The sequence below is a fragment of the Gracilimonas mengyeensis genome, from assembly GCF_900182705.1.
In the GTDB taxonomy this organism is placed as follows: domain Bacteria; phylum Bacteroidota; class Rhodothermia; order Balneolales; family Balneolaceae; genus Gracilimonas; species Gracilimonas mengyeensis.
In genome coordinates this window covers 39,832-53,070 of the sequence record NZ_FXTP01000004.1, presented here as the reverse complement: position 1 = coordinate 53,070, position 13,239 = coordinate 39,832, and the positions used below count along the sequence as shown (strand labels likewise).

At 42.7% G+C, this 13,239-nt stretch carries 11 protein-coding genes and 1 riboswitch; of the genes, 7 read left to right on the top strand and 4 right to left on the bottom strand.

What is annotated here, in order from left to right; genetic code table 11:
* Entirely contained in the window at positions 1 to 1,227 is a 1,227-nt protein-coding gene (locus FN815_RS05680; protein WP_142453659.1) for a hypothetical protein, read from the top strand.
* A gap of 112 nt (positions 1,228 to 1,339) precedes the next feature.
* Here FN815_RS05680 and FN815_RS05675 read toward each other — a convergent pair whose 3' ends face one another.
* Positions 1,340 to 2,446, bottom strand: coding sequence for an alkene reductase (locus tag FN815_RS05675; protein WP_142453658.1), 1,107 nt, complete (start codon positions 2,444 to 2,446; stop codon positions 1,340 to 1,342).
* A gap of 236 nt (positions 2,447 to 2,682) precedes the next feature.
* Here FN815_RS05675 and FN815_RS05670 point away from each other — a divergent pair, with 236 nt between their 5' ends.
* Positions 2,683 to 4,617 (top strand): glycoside hydrolase family 97 protein, encoded by a 1,935-nt coding sequence (locus FN815_RS05670; protein WP_142453657.1) that lies wholly within the window; start codon positions 2,683 to 2,685, stop codon positions 4,615 to 4,617.
* A gap of 61 nt (positions 4,618 to 4,678) precedes the next feature.
* On the opposite strand, the gene FN815_RS05665 is transcribed toward FN815_RS05670, so the two are convergent.
* Positions 4,679 to 6,088, bottom strand: a complete 1,410-nt coding sequence (locus FN815_RS05665) for a T9SS type A sorting domain-containing protein (RefSeq protein ID WP_142453656.1) — start codon at positions 6,086 to 6,088, stop codon at positions 4,679 to 4,681.
* A 355-nt stretch (positions 6,089 to 6,443) separates the two neighbouring features.
* Positions 6,444 to 6,571: riboswitch (SAM riboswitch) on the top strand.
* A gap of 273 nt (positions 6,572 to 6,844) precedes the next feature.
* On the opposite strand from FN815_RS05665, the gene FN815_RS05660 reads away from it, so the two are divergent.
* From FN815_RS05660 to FN815_RS05640, 5 genes are all read left to right on the top strand, one after another.
* A complete protein-coding gene (locus FN815_RS05660; protein WP_221930253.1) occupies positions 6,845 to 7,336 on the top strand; it encodes a CoA-binding protein in 492 nt (163 codons plus the stop codon).
* Between the two features lie 53 nt (positions 7,337 to 7,389).
* Complete coding sequence (locus FN815_RS05655) at positions 7,390 to 8,706, top strand: O-acetylhomoserine aminocarboxypropyltransferase/cysteine synthase family protein (protein WP_142453655.1); 1,317 nt, start codon at positions 7,390 to 7,392, stop codon at positions 8,704 to 8,706.
* A gap of 147 nt (positions 8,707 to 8,853) precedes the next feature.
* Entirely contained in the window at positions 8,854 to 9,387 is a 534-nt protein-coding gene (locus FN815_RS05650) for an OsmC family protein (protein WP_142453654.1), read from the top strand.
* A gap of 56 nt (positions 9,388 to 9,443) precedes the next feature.
* Complete coding sequence (gene metX, locus FN815_RS05645) at positions 9,444 to 10,487, top strand: homoserine O-acetyltransferase MetX (protein WP_142453653.1); 1,044 nt, start codon at positions 9,444 to 9,446, stop codon at positions 10,485 to 10,487.
* Positions 10,488 to 10,495: 8 nt separating this feature from the next.
* Entirely contained in the window at positions 10,496 to 11,581 is a 1,086-nt protein-coding gene (locus FN815_RS05640) for a homoserine dehydrogenase family protein (protein WP_246075166.1), read from the top strand.
* Positions 11,582 to 11,620: 39 nt separating this feature from the next.
* Here FN815_RS05640 and FN815_RS05635 read toward each other — a convergent pair whose 3' ends face one another.
* Positions 11,621 to 12,163, bottom strand: coding sequence for a hypothetical protein (locus FN815_RS05635; RefSeq protein ID WP_142453651.1), 543 nt, complete (start codon positions 12,161 to 12,163; stop codon positions 11,621 to 11,623).
* 129 nt (positions 12,164 to 12,292) lie between these two features.
* Positions 12,293 to 13,006 carry a metallophosphoesterase family protein gene (locus FN815_RS05630; protein WP_142453650.1) on the bottom strand — a complete coding sequence of 238 codons (714 nt, stop codon included), beginning with the start codon at positions 13,004 to 13,006 and terminating at the stop codon, positions 12,293 to 12,295.
* Positions 13,007 to 13,239 lie beyond the last annotated feature (233 nt).

Genomic DNA, 13,239 nt, shown 5'->3' with positions numbered 1-13,239 from the left:
ATGAATACCAAACTAGCCTCGCTACTCATCGTTTCACTATTCTTTATAAATGGATGTTTTGATTTTGGTTGTATGCTTGGTGGTGGATATGAAACTACCAGCTATGGTACTGATTTATACATATTTGAATCCGAGGATGATTTATCTAACTGGAATAACGAAACTGTTTTTAATTACAGTAGCATAGATGCTTACCCAGATATTTATTACGGAATAAGAGATATCAGAACTACAGCAGATGGTACCGCCAGTTTCTATTTTGATCATCTTCCAATATTCATCAATTATGGGTTTAATGAGCAGAATTCTGTGGACTTAAACATCTACAGTAATTTGTCTGATTATTATATACATGACCGAAATATTGACTTGCTTCCCCTTTCTTCTAGTACCGTGTTTGCTATTTTTGAGTTTAGTTCACTTGACGACCCTTATAATGAAGGCGTGTCTCACCCCATGTATTACCGGGAATCCGTTGTTTTGGATTGGGATCTTAGCTCATCGCATTTAGATACTTTGGCTTATTCGGAAACCACTTTCCGAGCTAACAACAAGTTTGGTTATTCTATGTTCCACTCCCCAAGATACGATGTGGATAAAAATGCCTATTTCATCTCAGCTAGAAATGATTATTTAATTACTTCGGATTCCACGAATACCAACTTCTACTACAATGACTTCTTTTCTGAGGCTTTCCTGGTTAAATATAATGCAGAACAAGCCCGTCTCGACTCACTCATCTCTGTAGAACCTTCAAAAACAAACCTTATGGTTCGGGGAAACTCAATTCTCGTATACGGTTCCGATAGTTTTAGAGTCATTTCTACCGATGGCAAAGAATTAACTCCCGAAACTACCGGCAAGAAATTTGTAATGGGCATTGACGGGGAATCAATTACCTTTAACAATGGCCGTGATTATCTCCGGGTTTCCGATAATAAAACCATTCGTCTGGTCAATATTATTTCTGATATCGATTATGCTTTTCCCTCTGAAGATAAAGTTGCCATACTTTCTAATGACCGTCAAACTTTATCCTTGCTGGATGTTGAAACGGAAGAGTTAATCAGACAAATTCAGGTGGAAGACATTGAAGGAATTCCTAGTACACCCTCAAAAAGATCCACTTATACTTTTCGCCGGCCACTTTTTGACCGTGATTCCAATCTCAAATTCATTCTCATGGACCATCATCATTATGATGATCCTGATGAACCTTGTGACTAAGCTTACATCATTCAAACAGCCGAGACAACTGCTAATACAAGAAAATCCTGAATCCGGCTTCGTTGAAAGCCAAATTCAGGATTAATAATTAATTGAATCTATTGATCAGAAATCAGCTTTCTGCTTCTTCAGCCTTGGGATAATCGGTATAGCCCTCCTTACCCGGGGTATAGAACGTATCCTCATCCCATTCAGCTAATTCAAGACCGTGCTCAAAGCGCTCTACCAAATCAGGATTAGAGATGTAGAGCTTGGCAAAGGATACCAAATCGGCATGCCCTTCTTCAATTACTTTATTGCCGCTTTCCTGATCAAAACCGCCGTTAATCATAAGGGTTCCGTCATACATCGGACGGTAGTGCTTGGCTATTTCGTCTACAGCATATGGAATATCCGACACATCCGTGAATGGTTCTGATAAATGAATATAAGCCAGATTATAGTCATTGAGTTTGCTGATCACATAATCAAAAGTTGGGATGGTTTCCTCGTCCATCTCCATCCCAAAAGCCCCATGCAGAGAGGGGTTAAAACGGGCACCGATTTTATGCTCAGGCACTTCTTCTTTTATAGCATCCAGCACTTCAAAAAAGAACCGTGCCCTGTTTTCAATGCTGCCACCATATTCATCGCTGCGTTGGTTTGAGGTTCCATTAAAAAACTGGTGGATGAGATAGCCGTTGGAGGAATGAATCTCCACTCCATCAAAACCAGCCTTCATTGCGTTAGCCGCTGCGTTACGAAAATCCTGTACCGTTTGCTTTATGTCGTCAATGGTCATCTCCTTTGGAGTAACCGTATCCTTAAAGCCTTCTGGCGTGTAAGACTGCTGTTCCGGGTTGATCGCAGAAGGTGCATGGGGTAGCTCTCCGTCATGAAAATCCGGGTGTGAAATCCGGCCTACATGCCAAAGTTGGATAAAGATCTTTCCGCCGGCTTTATGAACACGGTCCGTCACTTCTTTCCAGCCCTCCACCTGTTTTTCTGTATGAATTCCAGGCGTGTTGATGTAGCCTACGGCTTTCTCGGATATCTGAGAACCTTCAGAGATGATGAGTCCGGCCGAAGCCCGTTGTTCATAATACAATCCCTGTAAATCTCCGTTGGGTACGTTGCCTTCGTTATTGGCACGGCTCCGTGTCATAGGTGCCATTACTACCCGGTTTTCTAATTCTAAATGATCGTTTTTAAGTGGTTTTAATAATGGTTGATCGCTCATTAATAATCTAAATATTTAATGCTAATAATTATTTGGTGGGATGCCTCAGGTAAAAGTTGAATAATAGTTTTGATATAGACGCCTGATATCCCAATTCAGATGGTTCAACAGAAATAGAGTGTAAATAAATCCAAAAAATGAATATTCATTCTATTTAATCAATTCATTTGAACTTATCTCGGGATTTGCCTTATTTCCTTTTCTCCTAACCAACCTTAACTTCATTTCAAAAAATCATGAAGGCTTTCTTTACGCTGTTGCTGGGTCTTTTTTGTACCATTGCCCAGGCCCAAACTCACTCTGTTTCCTCGCCCGATAATGATCTCAGTGTGGATATTTATGTCGGCAATCCTGTAACCTATTCCATTCAGTTGAATGGGAAAACAATACTGGAACAGGCTGAAATTGGATATAAAATCAACAACCAGAAACTGGAACTGGGAGAAGCGGCACTTATTGACACCAAAGAATCTTCACATTCGGAAATTATTCGTCCTGTTACGCCAACCAAAAATGCGGAGATAGAAAATGACTACCGTGAATTAGCTTTAGAATATGAAGATTACACCATCCGTTTTCGTGTTTTTGATAATGGGGTAGCACACCGGCTGGAAACCAATCTGGAGGGGCAAATCACCATAAACGATGAGCAATACGATCTGCAGTTCCCTCAAAATACAGAAACCTGGTATCCGCTTGAAGATGGCTTCTTTTCCTCCAACGAGCGCAACTACCTGCATGCCAAACTGGATACCTTATCTCCACACAACCTCGCAAGCCTTCCCGTATTATTTGGTGAAACCGGGGCTCATAAAATTATCCTAATGGAATCCGGCTTGCGTGACTATGCGGGGATGTGGGCTATCAAAACGGCAGAGGGCATTAGTGCTACCTTCCCCAGCTATCCCGACAAAACTACCGACGTTACTGATCGCTACCGGGAAGTAGTAACCCGTCAGAATCATCTTGCCAAAACTTCCGGTACTAGAAATTTCCCCTGGCGAATTTTTGGAGTGGCAGAAAAAGATACCGACCTGCTCAGCAACGACCTGGTGTATCAGTTAGCCGATGAATCAGAAATTGACACAGATTGGATCAAACCGGGCAAAGTGGCCTGGGACTGGTGGAATGCTTTAAACCTGAAAGGCGTGGATTTCGAATCAGGAGTGAACACACAAACCTATAAATACTACATCGATTTTGCCTCGGCGCATGGCATTGAATACGTGATTCTGGATGAAGGGTGGTACAACTTGGGAGATTTGTTGGATATCAGCGAAAACGTGGATGTGAAGGAGCTCATCCGCTATGGTGAAGAAAAGAATGTGGGCATCATCTTGTGGGTGGTTTGGCGCACGCTCAACGATCAGTTTGATGAAGCGCTGGATGCTTTTGCCAATTGGGGCGCAAAAGGCATCAAAGTGGATTTTATGAACCGTGATGACCAGTGGATGGTCAATTTCTACGAAAAAACAGCCCAAGCCGCAGCCGAACGAGAACTGCTGGTGAACTTCCACGGAGCCTACAAACCGTCAGGCATCCGACGTACTTACCCTAATGTAATCACTCGAGAAGGCGTGATGGGCCTGGAGTATAACAAGTGGAGCCAGAATGTGACCCCCACCCATAATGTTACCATCCCCTTCATCCGCATGGTGCCGGGTCCGATAGACTTCACCCCCGGAGGACTCACTAACACCCAGCCTGGAAATCACAGAGTAAGCCATTTCCGTCCTATGGTGATGGGAACCCGTGCAGCCGAAGTTGCCAAATTCATTTTATATGAAAGTCCGCTGCAAATGATGGCCGACACTCCCACCAATTACCAAGATGAAGAAGAAACGGCTCAATTTATGGCTTCCATCCCCACTACCTGGGATCAAACCATTCCACTGGCCGGACAAGTAGGTGAATTCCTGGTTACCGCTCGCAGAAAAGGAGATACCTGGTACATTGGAGGGATGAGTAACGAGGAAAGCCGTGAACTCACTGTTGATTTAGATTTTCTGGAAGATGGAAAGTATGAAGCAGAAATCTTTAAAGATGGGATCAACGCGGATAAACATGCAGAGGATTATATAATTGAAACGCAAAATGTGACTGCATCGGATTCTATGGACCTCAACTTGGCACCTTCTGGTGGTGTAGCAATTATATTAACTAAGCGTTGATACTACACAGAAAAAAAGCCTCACGGATACTGCGAGGCTTTTTCATTCAACGTATTGAAGCTTACTTAAGCAATGTCATTTTTTGGGTTTTGATGTAGCCCGGAGCTTCCATCCGTACAATATACATGCCACTGGAAAGTCCGGCTGCATTAAACTGTACCGTGTGGTCACCCGATGACTGCATACCATTAACCAAGGTAGTTATATAACGTCCCAGCATGTCGTACACCATCAATTTAACGTATCCGGGCTGTGCTACAGAATAGCTAATATTGGTGGTAGGATTAAATGGATTGGGATAAGCGTTATTCAGCTTAAAAGTAGTAGGTTTCTCAGGATTTTCATTGCTTACAGAAACACCATTCCACTCAAATTTATACTGGTAGGCTATCAGGCTACCAAAGGATACATTTATTTCATCCATCAATCCTTCTTGGGAATAGGTGTAGTTTTCCCTCATGTAAACCGACCATTCCTGATTTTCTCCCCAGCCATTATTGATATTTAATACAGTAGAGTCAGGATTCTCTTTCTCATTGTAATAATGCACCAAACTTGTACTTGGAACCGGTTCTCCTTCTTCCCAGGTAACGGTATTGATATATTTGGTTTCTAACAACTGGTTTGAACTATGGTATAAGGTGCTATACTGCTGCTCTATATTTAACCATTTTTCACCATCCCATTCCTGGTAGATATAATCCGGAAATTGATTGTAGATCAATATAGCTGACAAATGGAGAGTAGCATTAAAACTGAATACATAATCCAGGAGTCCCTGTACGGTTAAACCGGGATACATATCACGCTCATAATTTTCCCATTCTTCAGTTTCCCATCGTACTTGAGTGGTATAAATCAGAGTGTCATTAGTTTCTTCCATGGAGTAACGCTCCATCGCTTCCCAGTCTTCCGTATCATCTACCCAATAGTAAATGATGCCTTCCGAGATCTGTCCATTGGTAATAGTGAAAGTATCTTTATAACCAATAACCCATTTACCATCCACCCACTCTTCATATACCACCTCAGCCAGTACCTCATTGTTGTAGGAATAAGAATATCGCTCATAAGGCTCAAGCTCGCCGCTCATATAATTCAACTCTTCATACAACTCCTGAGTTAAACGGCCATTGGTATAAGTGTTTGTCATCTTAGACTCAACTATCCATTCAGTATCAACCCTGGATTCAGCTATTTGTTGGGTCAGCAAACCCGATTCATAGTTGAAATCTACCCGCGTACCATAAAACCAGCTGCCCATATCATAGTAAATGATATCGAGGCCGGTAATCAGGTCTTCCTGTTCAGCTTTTTGCTTGTTCTTTGCAAGGTGTTTTAGCTTAGAAGTTTTTTCAATGAACTTCTGTATCGAACTTTTCTCCACTTTAGGAATGGTTCTTACTTGTGCAGTAATACCGGATGAAGCCACAAGCAGGCATACTGTCATCCAGCATATTTTTGTTTTCATAGATGTGATGTATTTATTCTTGTTGCGATCTACACAACTGATCTCGTCGCCCGGAAAAGCTTGGGACGAACTACCTCTCAGGTGGTTTAATCAAGAAATATTACGACTATTTTAGGAATAGTTTGCAATTCTCAAAAAATAATTTGCACCTTCCAAAATCTCCCCTTAACATTGGAGCCATGAATTTAATCCAACAAAATACCACCCGCTCTTGTACAACGATGATGTGTATGTGCACTGCGCAGGCATAAGGGCTAAGGTATACGATAACGATTTTCAAACACAGCCCTTTTGAATGTAACTCAGAAGGGCTTTTTTGTTGGTTGATGTATAAACGTTCTTTAAAATAGTTGCATTCTCATTGAGAAAGGTGGAGGGATCAGGTCCTGTGAAGCCTTGGCAACCGTCGCCCGATAGCAATATTGGGAGAAAAGGTGCTACATCCTGTCTGTTCTGCATTTGGCGGAATGGAAAAGATGAGTTCGACAAGGTCTTCATTAAAAAAGCCTCTTTCGGATTCATCCCGGAAGAGGCTTTTTTTGTTTTAATAATTTTGAATCAACTTTGGGCTGTCATTACGAGGAGCTCACAAGTTAGATACAGGTTTCAGAATTATAACGATGAAGCAATCTACCGAAAACGAGATCCCAATTAGTTCAGGGAGATCGCTTCGTCGGAAGAAAAGAAGCCTTGATGTAAACTAAGTTACTCCTCGCGATGACATGTTGAATTTAGATTTTTGAATTAGGATTAAATATGCGAAGTACATTTAACAACTGGTATGTGAAAAAGATGAGAGCTAATGAAACGCTTTCTCTTGAAACCGACCGCGTGGAAGAGCTGCTGGAAGAAGTAGAAACCATTGCTGTGGTGGGCATTTCCCGCAACCGCCATCGCGACAGCCAGTATGTAGCGCGTTATTTGCAGAAAGCCGGCTATAAAATTGTGCCGGTAAATCCAGCCGCGGATGAAATATTAGGCGAAAAAAGCTATCCCGATTTGAAAAGCATCCCTTTTGACGTAGATGTGGTAGATATTTTTCGCCGGCCGGAAGACATCCCGGGTGCCGTAAATGAAGCACTGGAGGTAAACCCTAAGGCCATTTGGCTGCAACTGGGAACGGGCGATCACCCCGAAGAACAAGAAAAAGTGGAAGCCCGGGACATTGCCTTCATCCAAAAACGTTGCATTAAAGTGGACCACCAGTTTTTGATTCGGCCCAAACTTGAGGCACAGGAAGCCGGCTAAGACTTTTATACAATCAACAAAAAATAAATACTCACTCAACAACCCTAACCATTATGAGTAACGAAAAAGAACAACGCGACTTAAAATTTGAAACCCTACAACTACATGCGGGACAAGAACCTGACCCAACCACCGGTTCTCGTGCAGTTCCCATTTATCAAACTACTTCGTTTAATTTTGATGATACCGATCACGCCGCCAACCTGTTTGCGCTGAAAGAATTCGGCAACATTTACACGCGTATCATGAACCCGACAACGGATGTATTTGAAAAACGTCTGGCCGCATTGGAAGGCGGAACAGCCGCTCTGGCTACCGCATCGGGACAGGCTGCCCAGTTCCTCGCCATCACCAACCTGGCACAGCAAGGCGATAACATTGTATCCACGCAAAACCTTTATGGCGGAACCTACAATCAGTTTAAAGTTTCGCTGCCACGCCTGGGTATTGAGGTGCGTTTTGCCGAACAAGACACGGTTGAAGAATTCGAGAAACAAATTGACGATGACACCAAAGCTATTTATGTAGAGTCCATTGGAAATCCGCGCGGGAATGTGGCCGATTTTGAAGGCCTTTCTGCCCTGGCCAAAAAGCACGACATTGCGCTGGTGGTAGATAACACCTTTGGTGCAGGCGGCGCACTGGTTCAACCCTTAAAACACGGCGCTAACGTGGTAACAGCTTCAGCTACCAAGTGGATTGGCGGTCATGGAACCTCTATCGGCGGCGTAATTGTAGACGGCGGAAATTTCAATTGGGGCAATGGCAAATATCCCGGTTTCAGCGAGCCTTCTCCTTCGTATCACGGCTTGAATTTCTGGGAAGTATTTGGCGAAGACGGTCCGTTTGGCAACATTGCTTTTGCCATCCGCGCACGTGTTGAAGGCCTGCGTGATTTCGGCCCGGCTCAGTCTCCGTTCAACAGCTTCCTGCTGCTGCAAGGCCTCGAAACGCTATCATTGCGTGTAGAACGCCATAACGAGAATGCCTTAAAATTGGCAGATTGGCTGAAAGATCAAGATGCTGTTGAGTGGATAAACTTTACCGGACTGCCAGAGCACGACCACCACGAGCGTGCCAAAAAATATCTGAAGCCCGGTCACTTTGGTTCCACCTTTACCTTTGGAGTGAAAGGCGGTTACGATGCAGCTCGCAATTTCATTGAGAATGTGCAAGTATCGAGCCACCTGGCGAATGTTGGAGATGCCAAAACACTGGTTATTCATCCTGCTTCTACTACTCACCAGCAGTTAAATGAAGAAGAGCAGGCAGCCAGTGGTGTTAAAGATGATCTGATCCGTGTGTCGGTAGGTATCGAGCACATCGATGACATCATCGAAGACTTTGACAAAGCTTTTGCCACCATTTAAAGGGAAAAGAAACTTCAACCTGTAAGCAGCATATCGTCCGCTGCTCATTAAAATAAAGGGAGCGAGTTTTACGGCCTCGCTCCCCTTTTATCAATCATTCCCGGATGGATCCGGAAACAACTCAACGAATTACAAAATACACAACCTATGTCTACAGTAACAACTCAAACACACATTGATGACAAATTAAATGAAACGCTTAGCGGCGTGATTTCAGCAGTGAAAGAAAAAGCCGATAATGCAGATGTGAGCTTTACGGCTACTTCTGAATTGACAGAAGGCTTCCGCTCAAGCATTAAGGCCCGGAACTTTGAATTTATCTCAGATGAACCCGAAAGTCTTGGCGGACAGAATGAAGGACCGAACCCCGTGGAATACGTGTTAGGTGCTTTTGCAGCCTGCCAGGAAATAGTGATTAAAGCACATGCCGGTCAACTCGGTATTAAACTGAAATCCGTAAAGGTAGAGGTAACCGGTGATCTGGATCTCCATGGTTTTTTCAACCTGGATAATACCCGGCCCGGTTTTACCAATGTGAAATACGAAACGGTTATTGAAACCGACGAAGACGATCCAAAGAAACTTGAACAACTAAAAGACATTTCCCTGAAGAACTGTCCCGTACTGGATATCATACAAAATCCTGTACCGGTGCAAGGGGAATTGACTTATGTGAATTAACCCAATAGAAGGGACGCAATGCCATTTTCGTCCCTTCTACTATAATCCAGGAATACATGGCGAAACCTGAAGTACTTACTTTTGATACTCCTTTTACCACGGAGAGTGGATTTGTTCTGGAAAAGCCACAAATTGCTTACCAAAGCTGGGGCTCTCTTAATGAAAACAGGGACAATGTGGTATTTATATGCCATGCATTAACAGGCAATACCGAAGCTGATGAATGGTTTGGCGGTTTGTTCGGCAAAGACAAACCCTTTGACCCCGACAGACATTTTATTCTGTGCCCCAATATTCTCGGAAGTTGTTACGGAAGTACAGGTCCCACCTCTATTAACCCAGAAACCGGCAAGCCCTACCAGGCTGATTTTCCGAATATTACCATCCGTGATATCGTGCGATTTAATCAACAGCTTCTAGATGATCTGGAAATCAATGGAATAGAACTCATGGTTGGTGGTTCATTAGGTGGCATGACAGCCCTGGAATTTGCCGTAATGGACGACCGTATTGAACGAGCCTGCGTGATGGGCATGGGGAAGGCACACACGGCCTGGGCCATTGGCATCAGCGAAGCACAACGCATGGCTATTTATGCTGATGCACATTGGAATGATGGGTTTTATGATGAAAAAAATCCCCCTAAAAAAGGATTGGCAGCCGCCCGTGCCATGGCTATGATTACCTACCGCACGCCTGAGAATTACGAACAGAAGTTTGGGCGCGATGTTCACCCTCAAAAAGATGTCTACCAGGTAGAATCCTACTTAAATTATCAAGGCCAAAAACTGGTAGAACGTTTTGACGCCAACACCTACGTAACGCTATCCAAGGCTATGGACTTTCATGATGTAGCACGCGGGCGGGGCACGTTTAAAGAAATACTGAGAAAGCTGGATATTCCCGTATTGGTGATCGGCTTTACCAGTGACAAGCTTTATCCCATTGAAGAGCAACAAGAACTCGCCCAGCTCATTCCCAACAGCCGGTTGGCCGAGCTTGAATCGCCTTACGGCCACGATGCTTTTCTGATCGAATTTGATCAACTAAATGTTGAACTCAATAACTTTTACCACTCACTCACTAAAATAAAATCCTGAATTACGGTTTGAAAAAAACAAGCTCAGCACCTCATATACTGCCCATTTCCCAAAAGAAGAAACTCTCCGTTTTCATTGCGGGTATCGGAGCAGTAGGCGGCACTTTAGTTCGCCAAATTAACCAATTGAATTCCAGTGCTTTTGAACTGGAAATTATCGGAGTATGCAATAGCTCCTTCACATTGTGGAATCCCGATATCGATATGCTTGATTCGAAAATGCTGAAAAAGGATGGAGAAAAAACTAACTGGGATACCATTCCCGCACGCCTAATTGACCAAAAGTATGAAAATCCGGTGTTTGTGGACGCTACGGGCAGTGCTAACGTAGCACGTGCCTACTACCAACTATTGACAAATGGCATACATATTGCGACTCCCAGTAAACGGGCCAACACTTTTGAACAGGAGTATTTCAACAAACTGTTGAAAGCAACTCAGAACGGCACCCATTACCATTACGAGACAGCCGTTGGAGCTGGTTTGCCGATTGTGAGCACCCTGAATACTTTGCTTAATACCGGGGATGAGATCACAAAAATCACCGGCGTTGCTTCCGGAACTATGACTTATTTGTTTACCCAACTTCAAAACGGAGTTTCTTTCAGTGAGGCCGTACATAAAGCCAAGCAACAGGGCTATTCAGAACCCGATCCCAGGGATGACCTTTCAGGAGAAGACGTGGCACGGAAATTCTTGATACTTGCACGAACCAGCGGATACACTTTTGAGCGCGATGATATAAGAGTAGATACCCTGGTGCCTGAAAAACTCATTACACTTTCTACAGATGAGTTCCTCAAACATTTACCTGACTATGATGGCCATTGGAAAAGCAGAAATGCCCAGGCTATGGTAAATAACCGCAAGTTACGTTACACCGGCACTTTCAGTCCTGATGGAATTAAAGTAGGCGTGGAAGAAGTTAAAGCTGATTCACCACTGGCTGGCCTAAAAGGAACCGACAACCTTTTGCAAATATATACCAAGAGATATGCAGATTCCCCCATTACCATTCAAGGTCCCGGAGCGGGCCGTAATGTAACGGCTGCCGGTGTTCTGGGGGATATTATTGAGATTGGGAAACAGCTGTAATTTAAATTAGGTTCAAATTACAGTAATAGTTGGGTTTAATTAATTAGCACCGTTTTTAAGTCTATCAATCAGCAACACTGTTGACACAATAGCAGAAACACTCGATGCAAATACTCCCAAGTAATCCCTGAATGAAGGACGGCGTTTAACCCTGACCGTCACCGTATGGTTATTTTCTAATTCAAATGTATACATTCCATCAGGGAAGGGTTCCTCAAAGTGATACTCGAATTTTTTTATTTCTACCAGTTCTTGATCCTGATTAAATTCCTGAATGTTGATTTCTACCCGCATCTTGGACCAATCGAGGTTTGTTTGTCCATCACGGAGTGTTTGTGGACCAAAGCTGTAGGATAATAAAAGTGGCAGCGTAGTTCCTTTTGGAACCAAATAGCGGCCTGAGCTTCCCACATCTCCCCAGACATTGACCGAATCAGCCAATTCTCCCGGTTCAGCTATACGTATTATGCGCTCTCCTAACCTAAACTGTTGAGACATTGGTGTTTGCCTATACTGAGCTTGAGCAAGCTCTACCCCCATTGATAAAAAGATGACCAAAACCAGGCCGTAAATTGCTTTCATATCACTTATAATATTTAATGATTTATACTTAGAAAAATAGAAAAAATACAACTTCAAACTACAGTTATTAAATTTTAATCTCTTTGTTCCTTAAAAGGTTTACAAAATAAGCTTCTCAGAAGAATTGCTTTATACTTTCAACAAATACTCTGCCTCTCTTCTGGAAAATCCAAGACTTTGCAAATCAGACAATACACCTTCCATCTCATATTCTACTCTTATATTTTCGTAGATACCTTTCTCGGTATCTAAAAATGCGCAAGAAGCCCGATAATCACCGTCTCTTGATTGCCCTACGCTACCGGGATTTATAAAATACTTCAGACCTGGTTGAAATTTATTAATTCCAATTTGTTCCGAGACTAAAGCAGGACGATGGGTATGTCCAATGAAACAAAACTGCTGTTCTAATTCGGCAAGCATAGGGCGCATTTTAAAGGCGCTCTCCAAATATTCCCATTTGGATGGATTTACCGGGGATGCATGAGCAGCTATCCATTTTGTATCACCTTCTGTATTAGTAGCGATTAGTGGTAAATCCCGTACCCATTTTTTTTGCTCCTCAGATACTATGTCTTCTGAAAGATCAATCACCTTTCTGTTAGGTTGCCTAAAAACTTCTTTAGATAGCTCACCGGTAATTCCCGCATCGTGATTACCCTTCACACAAATAAAATCTCGTTTTCTTATTTCATTTATGCACTCATCAGGATGAGGGCCATATCCTACCAAATCTCCCAAGCAGATCCAAACTTCTGGATTTTTCTCATCAAGAGCTTTAAGAACTGCCTTCAATGCAGGCATATTTCCATGTATATCAGATAAAATCGCGATTCTACTCACTTATATAGCTATCTGGCTTAAAAAGCTTAGAATTTTAATTTAAGTATGAACTTAAACCTTCTTTTAGGTAATTTAAATTAATATCTTGAATTCTTTTAACCTGCTGTAAATAATAGAATTTTTTAATTAAATCTGCTTTTCGCATAAATTCATTTACTTTCAAGTTAATTTGGTTTCAGCAGGTATAAGTTTTTGCTATTAATTTGTTAAATTAATTTCGTCAAGGAAAAAAG

What these genes read in the sequence shown, in the direction of transcription:
- metX (WP_142453653.1), top strand. Translation starts at nt 9,444, where the DNA reads ATGGCGAAACCTGAAGTACTTACTTTTGATACTCCTTTTACCACGGAG.
- FN815_RS05655 (WP_142453655.1), top strand. Translation starts at nt 7,390, where the DNA reads ATGAGTAACGAAAAAGAACAACGCGACTTAAAATTTGAAACCCTACAA.
- FN815_RS05675 (WP_142453658.1), bottom strand. Translation starts at nt 2,446, where the DNA reads ATGAGCGATCAACCATTATTAAAACCACTTAAAAACGATCATTTAGAA.
- FN815_RS05665 (WP_142453656.1), bottom strand. Translation starts at nt 6,088, where the DNA reads ATGAAAACAAAAATATGCTGGATGACAGTATGCCTGCTTGTGGCTTCA.
- FN815_RS05635 (WP_142453651.1), bottom strand. Translation starts at nt 12,163, where the DNA reads ATGAAAGCAATTTACGGCCTGGTTTTGGTCATCTTTTTATCAATGGGG.
- FN815_RS05650 (WP_142453654.1), top strand. Translation starts at nt 8,854, where the DNA reads ATGTCTACAGTAACAACTCAAACACACATTGATGACAAATTAAATGAA.
- FN815_RS05680 (WP_142453659.1), top strand. Translation starts at nt 1, where the DNA reads ATGAATACCAAACTAGCCTCGCTACTCATCGTTTCACTATTCTTTATA.
- FN815_RS05670 (WP_142453657.1), top strand. Translation starts at nt 2,683, where the DNA reads ATGAAGGCTTTCTTTACGCTGTTGCTGGGTCTTTTTTGTACCATTGCC.
- FN815_RS05660 (WP_221930253.1), top strand. Translation starts at nt 6,845, where the DNA reads ATGCGAAGTACATTTAACAACTGGTATGTGAAAAAGATGAGAGCTAAT.